This is a genomic window from Stenotrophomonas sp. 63632_Sma (assembly GCF_056482875.1).
Genome location: NZ_CM151220.1, coordinates 744,434 through 757,220, shown reverse-complemented (window position 1 = coordinate 757,220; position 12,787 = coordinate 744,434). Strand labels below are relative to the sequence as shown.

16 protein-coding genes are annotated in these 12,787 nt (G+C 67.1%); 6 read left to right on the top strand and 10 right to left on the bottom strand.

Features of this window, described 5'->3' with window-relative positions; translation table 11 throughout:
• Window positions 1–3: 3 nt before the first annotated feature.
• The 5 genes from pdxA to ACZK45_RS03375 are packed head-to-tail and all read left to right on the top strand — an operon-like array spanning window position 4 to window position 3,866.
• Window positions 4–984: a 4-hydroxythreonine-4-phosphate dehydrogenase PdxA gene (pdxA, locus tag ACZK45_RS03395; RefSeq protein WP_125895689.1), complete on the top strand. Its 981-nt coding sequence runs from the start codon at window positions 4–6 to the stop codon at window positions 982–984.
• Complete coding sequence (gene rsmA, locus ACZK45_RS03390; protein WP_049460910.1) at window positions 981–1,784, top strand: 16S rRNA (adenine(1518)-N(6)/adenine(1519)-N(6))-dimethyltransferase RsmA; 804 nt, start codon at window positions 981–983, stop codon at window positions 1,782–1,784. Before pdxA ends, rsmA begins: the two co-directional genes overlap by 4 nt.
• A gap of 13 nt (window positions 1,785–1,797) precedes the next feature.
• The gene (gene apaG / locus ACZK45_RS03385) at window positions 1,798–2,181 is read left to right on the top strand and encodes a Co2+/Mg2+ efflux protein ApaG (RefSeq protein ID WP_005412297.1); all 384 of its coding nucleotides are present in this window, start codon (window positions 1,798–1,800) and stop codon (window positions 2,179–2,181) included.
• Window positions 2,182–2,196: 15 nt separating this feature from the next.
• Window positions 2,197–3,222 carry a symmetrical bis(5'-nucleosyl)-tetraphosphatase gene (locus ACZK45_RS03380; RefSeq protein ID WP_121504905.1) on the top strand — a complete coding sequence of 342 codons (1,026 nt, stop codon included), beginning with the start codon at window positions 2,197–2,199 and terminating at the stop codon, window positions 3,220–3,222.
• Complete coding sequence (locus ACZK45_RS03375) at window positions 3,219–3,866, top strand: DUF1287 domain-containing protein (RefSeq protein ID WP_180838333.1); 648 nt, start codon at window positions 3,219–3,221, stop codon at window positions 3,864–3,866. The genes ACZK45_RS03380 and ACZK45_RS03375 overlap by 4 nt, the downstream gene beginning before the upstream one ends.
• An 89-nt stretch (window positions 3,867–3,955) precedes the next feature.
• Here the strand turns inward: ACZK45_RS03375 and ACZK45_RS03370 are convergent, their stop codons facing one another.
• From ACZK45_RS03370 to ACZK45_RS03325, 10 genes are all read right to left on the bottom strand, one after another.
• A complete protein-coding gene (locus ACZK45_RS03370; protein WP_125895693.1) occupies window positions 3,956–4,447 on the bottom strand; it encodes a dihydrofolate reductase in 492 nt (163 codons plus the stop codon).
• A gap of 13 nt (window positions 4,448–4,460) precedes the next feature.
• Complete coding sequence (locus tag ACZK45_RS03365; protein ID WP_032129921.1) at window positions 4,461–5,012, bottom strand: hypothetical protein; 552 nt, start codon at window positions 5,010–5,012, stop codon at window positions 4,461–4,463.
• Window positions 5,013–5,020: 8 nt separating this feature from the next.
• Window positions 5,021–5,815: a thymidylate synthase gene (locus ACZK45_RS03360; RefSeq protein ID WP_121504902.1), complete on the bottom strand. Its 795-nt coding sequence runs from the start codon at window positions 5,813–5,815 to the stop codon at window positions 5,021–5,023.
• Window positions 5,812–6,699, bottom strand: a complete 888-nt coding sequence (gene lgt / locus ACZK45_RS03355; RefSeq protein WP_125895694.1) for a prolipoprotein diacylglyceryl transferase — start codon at window positions 6,697–6,699, stop codon at window positions 5,812–5,814. Before lgt ends, ACZK45_RS03360 begins: the two co-directional genes overlap by 4 nt.
• Before the next feature lie 51 nt (window positions 6,700–6,750).
• Window positions 6,751–7,245 carry a TPM domain-containing protein gene (locus ACZK45_RS03350; RefSeq protein WP_125895695.1) on the bottom strand — a complete coding sequence of 165 codons (495 nt, stop codon included), beginning with the start codon at window positions 7,243–7,245 and terminating at the stop codon, window positions 6,751–6,753.
• A complete protein-coding gene (locus ACZK45_RS03345) occupies window positions 7,245–8,132 on the bottom strand; it encodes a TPM domain-containing protein (protein ID WP_180838332.1) in 888 nt (295 codons plus the stop codon). The genes ACZK45_RS03350 and ACZK45_RS03345 overlap by 1 nt, the downstream gene beginning before the upstream one ends.
• Before the next feature lie 3 nt (window positions 8,133–8,135).
• The gene (locus ACZK45_RS03340; protein WP_032130538.1) at window positions 8,136–8,756 is read right to left on the bottom strand and encodes a LemA family protein; all 621 of its coding nucleotides are present in this window, start codon (window positions 8,754–8,756) and stop codon (window positions 8,136–8,138) included.
• Window positions 8,757–9,292: 536 nt separating this feature from the next.
• A complete protein-coding gene (locus ACZK45_RS03335) occupies window positions 9,293–10,453 on the bottom strand; it encodes an MFS transporter (RefSeq protein WP_032129923.1) in 1,161 nt (386 codons plus the stop codon).
• Window positions 10,454–10,673: 220 nt separating this feature from the next.
• Window positions 10,674–11,423: a TerC family protein gene (locus ACZK45_RS03330; protein WP_004144462.1), complete on the bottom strand. Its 750-nt coding sequence runs from the start codon at window positions 11,421–11,423 to the stop codon at window positions 10,674–10,676.
• Window positions 11,424–11,455: 32 nt separating this feature from the next.
• A complete protein-coding gene (locus tag ACZK45_RS03325; RefSeq protein ID WP_032129924.1) occupies window positions 11,456–11,851 on the bottom strand; it encodes a diacylglycerol kinase in 396 nt (131 codons plus the stop codon).
• Between the two features lie 213 nt (window positions 11,852–12,064).
• Here ACZK45_RS03325 and ACZK45_RS03320 point away from each other — a divergent pair, with 213 nt between their 5' ends.
• Window positions 12,065–12,766 carry an SGNH/GDSL hydrolase family protein gene (locus ACZK45_RS03320; RefSeq protein ID WP_423164315.1) on the top strand — a complete coding sequence of 234 codons (702 nt, stop codon included), beginning with the start codon at window positions 12,065–12,067 and terminating at the stop codon, window positions 12,764–12,766.
• The last annotated feature ends 21 nt before the right edge of the window (window positions 12,767–12,787 follow it).

The window sequence follows — 12,787 nt, the reverse complement described above, 5'->3', positions numbered from 1 at the left end:
CCGATGCGCCCCGAGCTCGCTCTGGTACCGGGCGAGCCCGCCGGGATCGGCCCGGAGCTGTGTGTCCGCCTGGTCCAGCAGCCGCGTGAAGATTGCCGGCTGCTGGCCTTCGCCGACCCGGATACCCTGCGCGCGGCCGCGGCCGCGCTGAACCTGCCCCTGCAGCTGTTGCCCGAGGACGCCGAAGCACGCGTCCCCGGCGATCTGCGTCTGCGTGTGGTGGCCAATACCGTGCCCAGCCACTTCGGCCAGGCCAATCCGGCCAACGCCGGCGCCGTCATCGGCGCCCTGCTCGGTGCCGGCCAGGCGTGCCTGTCCGGCGAACTGCACGGCGTAGTCACCGGCCCGGTGCACAAGGCGGTCATCAACGAAGGCGGTATCGACTACAGCGGCACCACCGAACTGCTGGCCGACCAGGCCGGGGTGAAGGTGGTGATGATGCTGGCCAACCACATCGTGCGCGTGGCCCTGGCCACCACCCACCTGCCACTGCGCGAGGTGGCCGACGCGATCACCGCGCCCGGCCTGGAACACACCCTGCGCACCCTGCACGCTGCGCTGCGCCGCGAATTCGGCCTGCCCGCGCCACGCATCGCCGTGCTCGGCCTGAACCCGCATGCCGGTGAAGACGGTCATCTGGGCCGCGAGGAACTGGACCTGGTCATCCCGCTGCTGCAGCGCCTGCGCGCGGAGGGCATGGACCTGATCGGGCCGCTGCCGGCCGATACCGCCTTCCTGCCGGCCAAGCTGGCAGGCTTCGACACCGTGCTGGCGATGTACCACGACCAGGGCCTGCCGGTGCTGAAGTATTCGGGCTTCGAGCAGGCGGTGAACCTGACCCTGGGCCTGCCCTACCCGCGCGTGGCGGTGGACCATGGCACCGCGCTGGACCTTGCCGGCCGCGGCATTGCCGATCCTTCCAGCCTGCAGGCGGCAACGACGTTGTGTGCGCAGCTTGCGCGGCAACGTACACTGAGCGCATGAATTCCCCGCATTCCCCCTCCGGCCCGGTGTTCACCGCCCCGGCCAAGAAGCAGCTTGGACAGCATTTCCTGGCCGACCGCCACTACATCGACAAGATCGTGATGGCGGTCAACCCGAAAGACGGTGACCGCCTGGTCGAGATCGGCCCCGGCCAGGGCGCGATCACCCTGCCGCTGCTGCGCGTGCATCCTAAACTGACGGTGATCGAGTTCGACCGCGACCTGATCGCGCCGCTGACCGCCGCCGCCGAGCCGCTGGGCGAGCTGACCATCGTCCACCGCGACGTGCTGCGCGTGGACTTCACCGAGCTGGCTGCCGGCCAGTCGATCCGCCTGGTCGGCAACCTGCCCTACAACATCTCCTCGCCGATCCTGTTCCATGCACTGGAACATGCGGCGGTGATCCGCGACATGCACTTCATGCTGCAGAAGGAAGTGGTCGACCGCATGGCCGCCGGCCCCGGCAGCAAGGTGTACGGCAGGCTCAGCGTGATGCTGCAGGCCTACTGCCAGGTGACCTCGCTGTTCGTGGTGCCGCCGGGCGCGTTCCGGCCGCCGCCGAAGGTCGATTCGGCCGTGGTGCGGCTGGTGCCGCGTGACCCGGCCACGATCAACATCCACGACCACAAGCGTTTCGCCGAGGTGGTCAAGGCCGCCTTCGGGCAGCGCCGCAAGACCCTGCGCAACGCCCTGAACAACGTGGTGTCCGCCGAACAGTTCGTTGCCGCCGGCGTGCGTCCCGATGCCCGCGCCGAACAGCTGGACGTGGCCGAATTCATCGCTTTGGCCAATGCCTCCTGATTACACTGCCGGTATGGAAGACGCTGACGTTTATGCCATCTCCGTCGAAGTCGCACCGCGCTTCCTCGACGATCAATCCGCGCCGGAAGACGGGCGCTATGCGTTCGCCTACACGATCCGCATCCACAACCAGGGGCGTGTTGCCGCGCGCCTGGTCGCACGCCACTGGCGTATCACCGATGCCAACGGCCGCGTCGAGCACGTCGATGGTGACGGGGTGATCGGCGAGCAGCCGCGCCTGCGTCCCGGTGAAGACTTCCATTACACGTCCGGTGTCATGCTGGGGACCGATCACGGGACCATGCAGGGCCACTACGACATGGTCGCCGACGACGGCACCGAATTTGCCGCGCCGGTCGCACCTTTCGTGCTGGCCATCCCGCGTACCCTGCACTGACACGGAGGCCGAACGATGAGTGTGTGGGCGATCGGCGACCTGCAGGGCTGCTATGACGTCACCCAGCGACTGCTGGAGAAGATCCGTTTCGACCCGGCGCAGGACACCCTGTGGTTCTGCGGCGACCTGGTCAACCGCGGTGGCCAGTCACTGGAAACGCTGCGGCTGGTGCATTCGCTGCGCGAGCACAGCGTAGTGGTGCTGGGCAACCATGACCTTTCGCTGTTGGCCGTCGGTGCGCGCACCGAAGAGGAACAGCGCAAGGTCAACCCGGACCTGCTGCGCATCGTGCAGGCCGAGGACCGCGACGAACTGCTGGACTGGCTGCGCCTGCAGAAGCTGGTGCACGTGGACCGCGAGCTGGGCTGGATGATGGTGCACGCCGGCCTGGCGCCGAAGTGGACCACGCAGATGGCCGAGAAGCATGCAGCCGAAGTCGAGGTGCAGCTGCACGGCGCCGGCTACCGCAAGCTGTTCCGCAACATGTACGGCGACAAGCCGAGCTGGGCACCGAACCTGTCCGGCTACGACCGCTCGCGCGCGATCATCAACGTGCTCACCCGCATGCGCTACTGCACCCCGCGCGGGCGTATCGGCATCGAGGACAAGGGCACGCCGGGCACGCAGGAACAGGGGCTGTATCCCTGGTTCGAAGTGCCGGGCCGGGTCGAGCGTGACCTCAAGGTCGTCTGCGGCCACTGGTCGGCGCTGGGCCTGACCATCACCCAGGGCGTGCACGCCATCGACACCGGCGCGGTCTGGGGCGGCAAGCTGACCGCGATCCAGCTCGATACCGATGAACTGCGCGTGGTGCAGGTGCCAGGCCGCGATGTACCGGCACCCGTGCCCAACGCCCGCCCGCCAGCGCGCCCGGCGCACGAGCGCCCGGCCGCACCGGCGCAGGGCAAGGAACAGGGCGGCGGCAATGCTCCGGCCGCCAACCCGGGCAACCGCGGCCCGCGCCGTCGTCGTCGCCGTGGTGGCGGTGGCGGTGGTGGCTCCGGCGGTCCCAACAACAACAGCACCCCGCCGCAGGCATGACGCGGCACGGCTGGGCACCATGGACGGTGCTGCTGCTGACGCTGGCCCTGGCCAGCGGCTGCCAGCCCGGCTCGCCGACTGCTCCCACGGCTGCGGACAGCGCTGAACGCACACCGACGCCACCACAGGCGCCTTCGCCGCCACTGGTGGCTGCGGCGCGCGCGCAGATCGGCGTCACCACCCGCTACGACCCTGCCTATCAAGTGCTGGCCTATCCCGGCGGCGACGTGCCACTGGATCGCGGCGTGTGCACCGATGTGGTGGTGCGCGCCCTGCGCAGCCAGGGCCTGGACCTGCAGGCACGCGTGCATGAAGACATGCGCGGCAACTTCAGTGCCTATCCGGCGATCTGGGGCCTGTCACGGCCGGACCGCAACATCGATCATCGTCGCGTACCGAACCTGATGCGCTGGTTCGAGCGGCAGCGCTGGCAGCAGCCGATCAGCACCGCCGCCGCCGACTACGCAGCCGGCGACATCGTCGCCTGGAAGCTCAACGGCAACGGCCTGCTGCATGTGGGTATCGTCTCCGACCGGCGCTTGGCCAATGGCACGCCGCTGGTGCTGCACAACATCGCGCGCGGCACGCGGGAAGAGAACCTGTTGTTCCAGCACACGATCATCGGGCATTACCGGATGCCGTAGGCAATCCTGTAGAGCCGAGCCATGCTCGGCTACGGGATGTGTCCGGCAACAGCAGCCGAGCATGGCTCGGCTCTACAGATGGGCGGCGGTCAACGGCGCACGTAGTGCACGAAGCGGAACGCGTAGGCGTGGCGTTCGTCGGCCGGGTGCGGCTCGCTGCTCACTTCCCGCCAGTCCTGCGCATCCACTTCGGGGAAATGCGTGTCGGCGGGCACTTCAGCATTCACCCAGGTCAGGTACAGGTCACTGGCCTGGTCGAGCAGCTGGCGGAAGATCTCGCCGCCGCCGATGATGCACAGCTCGCTCGCGCCCTCGCCTTCGGCAATCAACTTCGCTTCGTCCAGCGACGCCACCGCACGCATGCCCTCGAATGGCACCTGGCCGCTGCGGGTCAGCACCAGGTTGGTCCGCCCCGGCAGCACGCGGCCGATCGACTCGGCGGTCTTGCGCCCCATCAGGATCGGCTTGCCCAGGGTGAGCGCCTTGAAATGCTTGAAATCATCCGGCAGGTGCCAGGGCATGGCATTGCCCTGGCCGATGCCACGGTTGCGGTCCAGCGCCACGATCATCGACAGCTTCATTGCTACCACCTCCTCAGCTGGCGTCGATCTGCAGGCGTTCGCAGGCAGCGTTTGCGGCACTGGCGGCCTGCAACGCCGCAGCCAGCGCAGGGCTGGACGTGGTCTGCTCATCCAGGCCAGCGAGGATCTTCTGCTTCTGCGCCTCTTCGATCTCCTTCAGGCCCGGTCCCGACAGGATCTCTGCCGACAGCGCAGCGATATCGTCGCTGGCGCCGCGCGCCAGGAACGCTTTCAGCTGGTCGTTGGAATAGACGGTGGCCAGACCCTGTTCAAGCTCACGCTGATACGCCGGGTTCTCGACGCCCGCCTTCAGGTGCTCGGTCATCGCCGTGTACATGCCGGTTACCGCCTCACGCATCTGCGCCCGGCAGCCTTCCGGAACATCCTGGGGCAGCATCGTGCTGCCGTTGAATGCTCCGGCGAACGCCTGCACTTCCTCGCGCATGTGCTTGTGCACGATCTGCTCATTGACCTGCCTGGCCAGCGACAGTGTATCCGCCGCTGCGGCCTGGGCCATGCCCAGAGGCAGCGCAGCGCACAGCGCCAACAGACACCGGGACAGCATGCGCGCGCTCATACCGCCACCGGCGCCTTGATCGCCGGATGCGGATCGTAGCCGTCGATGCGGATGTCGTCGAACTGGAAGCCGAACAGGTCGGTCACCTCCGGGTTCAACCACAGCGTCGGCAGCGCGCGCGGTTCACGCGACAGCTGCTCGCGGGCCTGCTCGAAGTGGTTCGAATACAGGTGCGCATCGCCCAACGTGTGCACGAAGTCACCCACGCCCAGGCCGGTGGCCTGCGCCACCATGTGAGTCAGCAGCGCGTAGCTGGCAATGTTGAACGGCACGCCGAGGAAGATGTCGCCGCTGCGCTGGTACAGCTGGCAGCTGAGCTTGCCGTCCACCACGTAGAACTGGAACAGGTTGTGGCACGGCATCAGCGCCATCTGCGAGAGCTCGCCCACGTTCCAGGCACTGACCACCAGCCGGCGCGAGTCGGGGTTGCGCTTGATCTCGTCCACCAGCCACTGCATCTGGTCGATCTCGCGACCGTCGGCGGTAGCCCAGCTGCGCCACTGCTTGCCGTAGACCGGGCCGAGGTCGCCGTTCTCGTCGGCCCACTCGTCCCAGATCCGCACCTGGTTGTCCTTCAGGTAGCCGATATTGGTGTCGCCCTTCAGGAACCACAGCAGCTCGTGGATGATCGAGCGCAGGTGCAGCTTCTTGGTGGTGACCAGCGGGAAGCCTTCGGCCAGGTTGAAACGCATCTGCCAGCCAAACACGCTGCGGGTGCCGGTGCCGGTGCGATCACTTTTCTCGGCGCCGTGTTCGAGCACGTGCGAGAGCAGGTCCAGGTAAGCCTTCATGCCTTGCCCTCGGCAGCTACCAGCGGCTGCGGCTGCAGTACCGGCGCGCGGCGCGACATCACCAGCAGCACCAGGCCGAAGGCGATCAGCGGCAGGCTGAGGATCTGGCCCTTGGTCAGCCAGCCGAAGGCGATGTAGACGCCGTTGTCGGGCATGCGCACGAACTCGAGGCCGAAACGGAAGATGCCGTACATCAGTGCGAACAGGCCCGATACCACATAGCGATGACGCGGCTTGGCCGAGACCCACCACAGCACGGTGAACATCACCAGGCCTTCCAGTGCCGCCTCATACAGCTGCGAAGGGTGGCGCGCGTACTGGTTCAGCGCACCGGTTGCAAATTGCGCCTGCAGGGTCGCGTGGTCGAGCTGGTTCAGCGGAGCCGGCAGGCCGGACGGGAACACCACGCCCCAGGTACCGTCGGTGTACTTGCCCCACAACTCGGCACCGATGAAATTGCCAACCCGACCCAAAGCCAGGCCGATCGGCACCAGTGGGGCGATGAAATCAACAGTGTCGAACAGGTGCAGACGGTTGCGGCGCGACCACCACCAGCACGCAACCACGACGCCCAGCAGGCCGCCATGGAAGCTCATGCCGCCATCCCACACCTTGAACAGCAGCAGCGGGTTGTGCAGGAAATCGCCCAGCGCGTAGAACAGCATGAAGCCGATGCGCCCGCCCAGCACCACGCCGAGCATGGCGTAGAACAGCAGGTCCGAGAAGCCGTTGGCATCGACCCCCGGCAGGCGCCCGTCGGCGATGCGCTTGCGGCCCAGCAGCCAGGCCGCAGTGAAGCCGAGCAGGTACATGATGCCGTACCAGTGCACCTTGATCGGCCCCAGCGAGAGGGCGATGGGGTCGATGTCGTGGAAATAGATCATGGAAGGTGCCTTGCGGTTGAACGCCTATTCTCGGGCCAGTGCCGCCCCGGCTCAACCAAGGAGCTGGGGCGTGTTGGGCAGGCCGTCATCGTTCGACCGCGTCGAGGCCGGAAAGTGCCCTTCGATCAGGCTGGAGACCTCGTCGATGGCATCCTGCAGCGCTTCCACCGGATGGGAACCACGCAGCCCCTCGCGCAGGTGGGTGCAGACCCGCTGCCACTGTGCCGGGCTGACCCGGCCCTGCAGGCCACGGTCGGCGACGATCTCGATGGCGTGGTCAGCCAGCAGGAGGTAGATCAGCACGCCGTTGTTGTGGGTGGTATCCCAGGTGCGCAGGCGCGCAAAGGCGTGCTCGGCGGCCTGGCGCGGGGTCACCCTGTGCCACAGCGCACCCAGCGGCAGGTCCGCTTCCACTGCGAACATCACCTGCCCGCCATGGCGCTGCTCACCGGCCGCGATGGCCTCGGTGATCGCCTGCAGTGTGGCCGGCGGGAACGCGCGCCGCACCGAGGGCGAAAACACGTGCCGACATAGACGTTGGATCATCACCAGCCCCCCGAAGCACCGCCACCACCGGAGCGGCCACCACCGCCACCCCAGCCGCCGCCACCACCAAATCCACCGCCCCCGCCGAAGCCGCCTCCGCCACCCCAGCTGCCACCGCCCCAGCCGCCGCCGCCGGCAAAGCGGCCCGGATGACCGGAGAGCATGGCCACGATCAGCCCTACGACGCCTGCCAGGCCACTGGCCAGCAGCGTGGACGTGAACAGGAACGCCGCCAGCGCTGCACCGGCACCACCCAGCAGGCCACGCAGCGGTCGCGGCACGCGCGAGAACACGCCGCGCAGGATGCTGCCGGCGAACACACCGATGAACAACGCCAGGAACCAGGTATCGCCGCCACCACCAGGTTCCCGACCGCGATGGCCGCTGACCGGTGCCGGCAGCGTTTCGCCGTCGATCAGCTTGACCAGCACCGCCGTGGCGTCGGTGATGCCACCGGCGTAGTCGCCGCTGCGGAAGCGCGGCACCAGGTATTCCTGGATGACCCGGTTGGCGATGGCATCGGGAATGGCGCCTTCCAGACCGTAGCCCGGCTCGATGCGCACGCGCCGGTCGTCCTTGGCCACCACCAGCAGCACCCCGTCATCCACGCCCTTGCGGCCGATCTGCCACTGGTCGAAGACCCGCGTGGTGTACTGCGCGATGTCTTCCGGCTGGGTGGTCGGCACCACCAGCACCTGCAGCTGGCTGCCCTTGCGCTGCTGCAGTTCGATCGCCTGCTGCACCAGCGCCTCCTTCTGCGCGGCATCCAGCGTGCCGGTGGTATCGACCACCGGCGAATCCAGCGCAGGAACCGGCGCCAGCTGCTGCGCATGCGAGGCCAGCGGCAGCCACAGCAGCAGGGCCAGCAGCGCAGAGGCCAGGCGCATCGATCAGGTCCCCGGCTGCGGTGCCGGCTGCTGCTGCGGCGCGTTGCCGAAATCGACCGCCGGCGCGTTGGAGATCTGCGCTTCGTTGTCCACGGTGAAGTTCGGCTTGGTCTTGTAGCCGAAGATCTTGGCGGTGATCACCTGCGGGAACGAGCGGATGTAGGTGTTGTAGTCCTGCACCTGCTGGATGTAACGGCCACGGGCGACGGTGACCCGGTTCTCGGTACCTTCCAGCTGCGCCTGCAGGTCGCGGAAGTTCTGGTTCGACTTCAGTTCCGGATAGTTCTCGGTGACCACCAGCAGCCGCGACAGCGCGCTGCCAAGTTCGCCCTGTGCCTGCTGGAACTGCTTGAGCGAGGCTTCGTCGTCGGCATTGACGTTGATCTGGCCGACACGCGAACGGGCGTTGGTCACTTCAGTCAGCACGCGCTCTTCCTGGCTGGCGAAGCCCTTCACGGTCTGCACCAGGTTGGGCACCAGGTCGGCGCGGCGCTTGTACTGGTTGATGACCTCCGACCAGCTGGCCTTGACCGCTTCATCCTTCTGCTGGATGGCGTTGTAGCCGCAGCCGGAGAGCAGGGAGGCCAACAGCATCAGGGGCAGGACACGGGTGAACAGGCGCATGGCGGAGGTTCCGGGTGGGCTTGGCGCCGAGCATGCCATGGTTCGGGTGAAAGACCGGCCATCGGGCGCCGCCCCCTCCGCGGTGGTTGTTTGCTGGTTCTCTGGGGGTGGCCGGGAGGGTGGGTTGGCTGGGGGGCGCTGCAAGTACGTCCATGTAAGCTCGATCGCCGCATCCATGCGGCTCACGCCCCCAGCCAACCCACCCTCCCGGCCACGGACAATTTCCTGCGCACCGCGGGAAGATCACAAAGAAAAAAACAAAAGCAAAAGCCGGTTCTTCAGGCATTCGTGTCGACCAAGGTCGACACCTACCAAAGCAGAACGACGTTCCGACAGACCGCGGGAATCTGTCGAAGGCGGGGTGGGTCCGATTGCAGGGGTGTCCGCGGCATGGATGCCGCGGCCAAGCCTCCATGGACGGATTCACGGCGTCCCCCGCAACCGGACCCACCCCGCCAACCCACGGAATGCAGGCTGTTGCTGTTGCTGTTGCTTCGGCGGGTGCAGGGCGCAGCCCTGCCGGAAACCCTCCCCTCTCAGCAAGCCTCAGCCACCGCAGTGCGCGGACGCCCCAGCCATGCCAGCAGCAACCCCGAGGCCGCCAGCAGGCCACCGGCCACCGGAATCGCGGCATAGCCCAGGCCCGAACTGATCACCGCACCGCCCAGCGCCGCACCCACGGCATTGCCCAGGTTGAACGCACCGACGTTGATCGACGACGCCAGTCCCGGCGCCTCGCTGGCCGCCTGCATCACCCGGATCTGCAACGGCGGCACGATGGCGAAAGTCGCCGCGCCGAACAGCAGCACACCCAGCGCCGCCGTGGCGTGATTCATGAAGGCCAGCGGCAGCACGAACATCAACACGGCCAGGACCGCCAGCAGGATGCGGGTGGCACCATCCAGCGACCAGTCGGCCATGCGCCCACCGATGCCATTGCCGAAGGTGAAGCCGATACCGATCAGCGCCAGCGACATCGCGATGAAGGCGTTGGAGGCACCGGTCAGTTCGGTCAGCACCGGTGCCACGTAGGTATAGAGGGTGAACATCGCGCCGGCGCCAAGCACGGTGGTAGCCATCGCCAGCAGCACCTGCGGCTGCAGGATCGCTCTCAGTTCGCGGCGCACGTCCGGGCGCGGCCCCGGCGCGGATGCCGGCAGCGCGAGGCCGAGCGCGGTGATCGCGACCAGGCCCAGCACCGCAGTACCGGCGAAGGACAGACGCCAGCCCAGCTGCTGGCCCACCCAGGTGGCCAGCGGCACACCGCCGATGTTGGCGATGGTCAGGCCCATGAACATGGTGGCCACGGCGGCAGCCTGCTTGTCCTTCGGCACCAGGCTGGCGGCAACCACCGCACCGATGCCGAAGAAGGCACCGTGATTGAGGCTGGTGACCAGACGCGACAGCAACAGCAGGCCGTAGTTCGGGGCCAGTGCCGAGAGCAGGTTGCCGACCACGAAGATCGACATCAGCAGCATCAGCGCGGTGCGCTTGCCAAACCGTCCCATCAGCAGGGTCATCACCGGCGCGCCCAGCATCACGCCCACGGCATAGGCGGTGATCAGCATGCCGGCGGTGGGAATGTTCACGCCGACGCCGTCGGCAATGACGGGCAGCAGGCCCATCGGCGCGAATTCAGTGGTGCCGATGGCGAAGGCGCCGACGGCAAGGGCCAACAAGGCGGCTCTGGAGTTCATGGGGTCATCCTGCGTGGGGCAGGTCCTGGAAAAGAGCGCGTAGCCTGCGCGCTTTGCTGCCGCGGATTAAGCCTCGCCCCGGGAAAACACTGTTGACCTCAATTCACAGCTGGCGGGAACCTCCCCGCCGGGCATGGCCCGGCGAGCCCAATGGGTCCCATAACGCAGAACCCCCGGCGCTGGCCGGGGGTTCTGGGAGACACATTTGCCTGTGATCTGATTACCAGTCGCCAGCACCCGGCACGTGGTGATCGCGTGCACGGCGGCGCATCAGCAGGTTCAGCCATTCCACCAGCACCGAGAAGCCCATGGCGGCATAGATGTAGGGCTTGGGCACGTGCACGTCCAGGCCATCCAGGATCAGCACCGCACCGATCAGCAGGATGAAAGCCAGTGCCAGCATCTTCACGGTCGGGTTTGCGTCGATGAAGCGGCCCAGCGGGTTGGCGGCCAGCAGCATCACCAGCACCGACAGCAGGATGGCGGCGACCATCACCGGGATGTGATCGGCGATGCCGACGGCGGTGATCACCGAGTCCAGCGAGAACACGATGTCGATGATGGCGATCTGCAGGATGACCATGCCGAATACACCCGAGGCCTTGCTGGTGGCTGGGTTCTCGTCTTCGCCACCGGTGATCAGTTCCTTGATCTCCATGTAGCCCTTGATGATCAGGAACAGGCCACCGACGATCAGCACCAGGTCGCGGATGGAGATGCCCATACCAGCCACGGTGAACAGGTTGGCGGACATGTGCGCCAGATAGGCCAGCGACACCAGCAGGGCGATGCGGGTGATGCAGGCCACGGCGATGCCGAGCTTGCGCGCGAACGGGCGACGCTCTTCCGGCAGCTTGCTGACCGCGATGGAAATGAACACCAGGTTGTCGATGCCGAGCACGATTTCCAGTGCGCTCAGGGTGAACAGGGTCACCCAGGCATTGGGGTCGGCGAGGAACTCAAAGGACATGGAAACTCTTCAGGGCAGTGGGGGAATGGGGATCAGCCGTAATTGCCGGCCATTGCATGCGGGACCACGACCAGCGCCCAGCACAGAAGCACGTTCATCATCAGCACGAACACTGCCGCCGAACCCATGTCCTTGGCGCGGCCGGCCAGCTCGTGGATCTCGCTGCCGTAACGTTCGATCACCGCCTCGATGGCCGAGTTGGCCAGTTCCATCGCCAGCACCAACAGCATCGATCCGATCAGCAGCGCACGCTCGACCGGGGTCTGGCCCAGCCAGACCGCGACCGGGGTCAGCAGGATCAGCAGGTAGACCTCCAGCCGGAACGAGGACTCATGCAGCCAGGCGGCGCGCAGGCCCTGCCAGGACCAGCGGGCGGCCTGGAAGATGCGGCGCGGGCCGCGGGGCAGATGGCCGAACTGATCAGCCACGGGTGGAACATCCAGCAAGAGGGGCGCGGCGCAGCGACCGCTCAGACGCACGGCAGGGAATCATGGGTGCACAGGGATAGGCAGATGGCCGCCATTTTGCCACAAGGCCGCCAGCCGCATCCCGGCACCGGCCCGGTGAATGGACTGCCAGGGGCAAGCCCCGGCCCGCCCCAGCTTCTATGATGGCTTTCCCCTTCCCTGCTGGAGCGCCTGATGTCCCGTCGCCGTACCTGCCTGCTGATGCTGGGCCTGCTGACCGCCGCCCCCCTGGCCCAGGCGCTGAGCCCGGCCAAGCCGCCGCGCGTGCCCGAGCAGGTCTCCAACGTGGCCTGGGCCGGCGACATGGCCCACTTTGCCAGCGCCGACCAGGCCAGCCCGCCGCCACGGGGCGGCATCGAGTTCATCGGCAGCTCCTCGATCCGCATGTGGGAAGGCCTGGCAGCCGACTTCCCCGGCCAGCCGGTGTTCAACCGTGGTTTCGGCGGTTCGGAAGTGCGCGACAGCACCTGGTATGCCGACCGCATCGTGGTGCCGTATGCACCGTGCAAGGTGTTCTTCTACGCCGGTGACAACGACCTCAACAGCGGCCGCAGCGCCGTGCAGGTGCGCGACGATGTGGTTGCCTTCGTGCAGCGCGTGCATCGCGACCTGCCGAAGACGAAGGTGGAGTACCTGTCGATCAAGCCAAGCCCGTCGCGCGCGCACCTGCTGCCGGCGATCAACGAGGCCAACACGCTGATCAAGGCAGCTCTGGCCAGGCTGCCCAACACCGGTTTCACCGACGTCTACACGCCGATGCTCGGCACCGACGGCCAGCCGGATGCGTCGCTGTTCCGCGAGGACATGCTGCACATGACCCCGGCCGGCTATGCGATCTGGACCAAGGCGCTGGCGCCGAAGGTGAAGTGCGATTGAGCAACCCCATCCACGCATGGC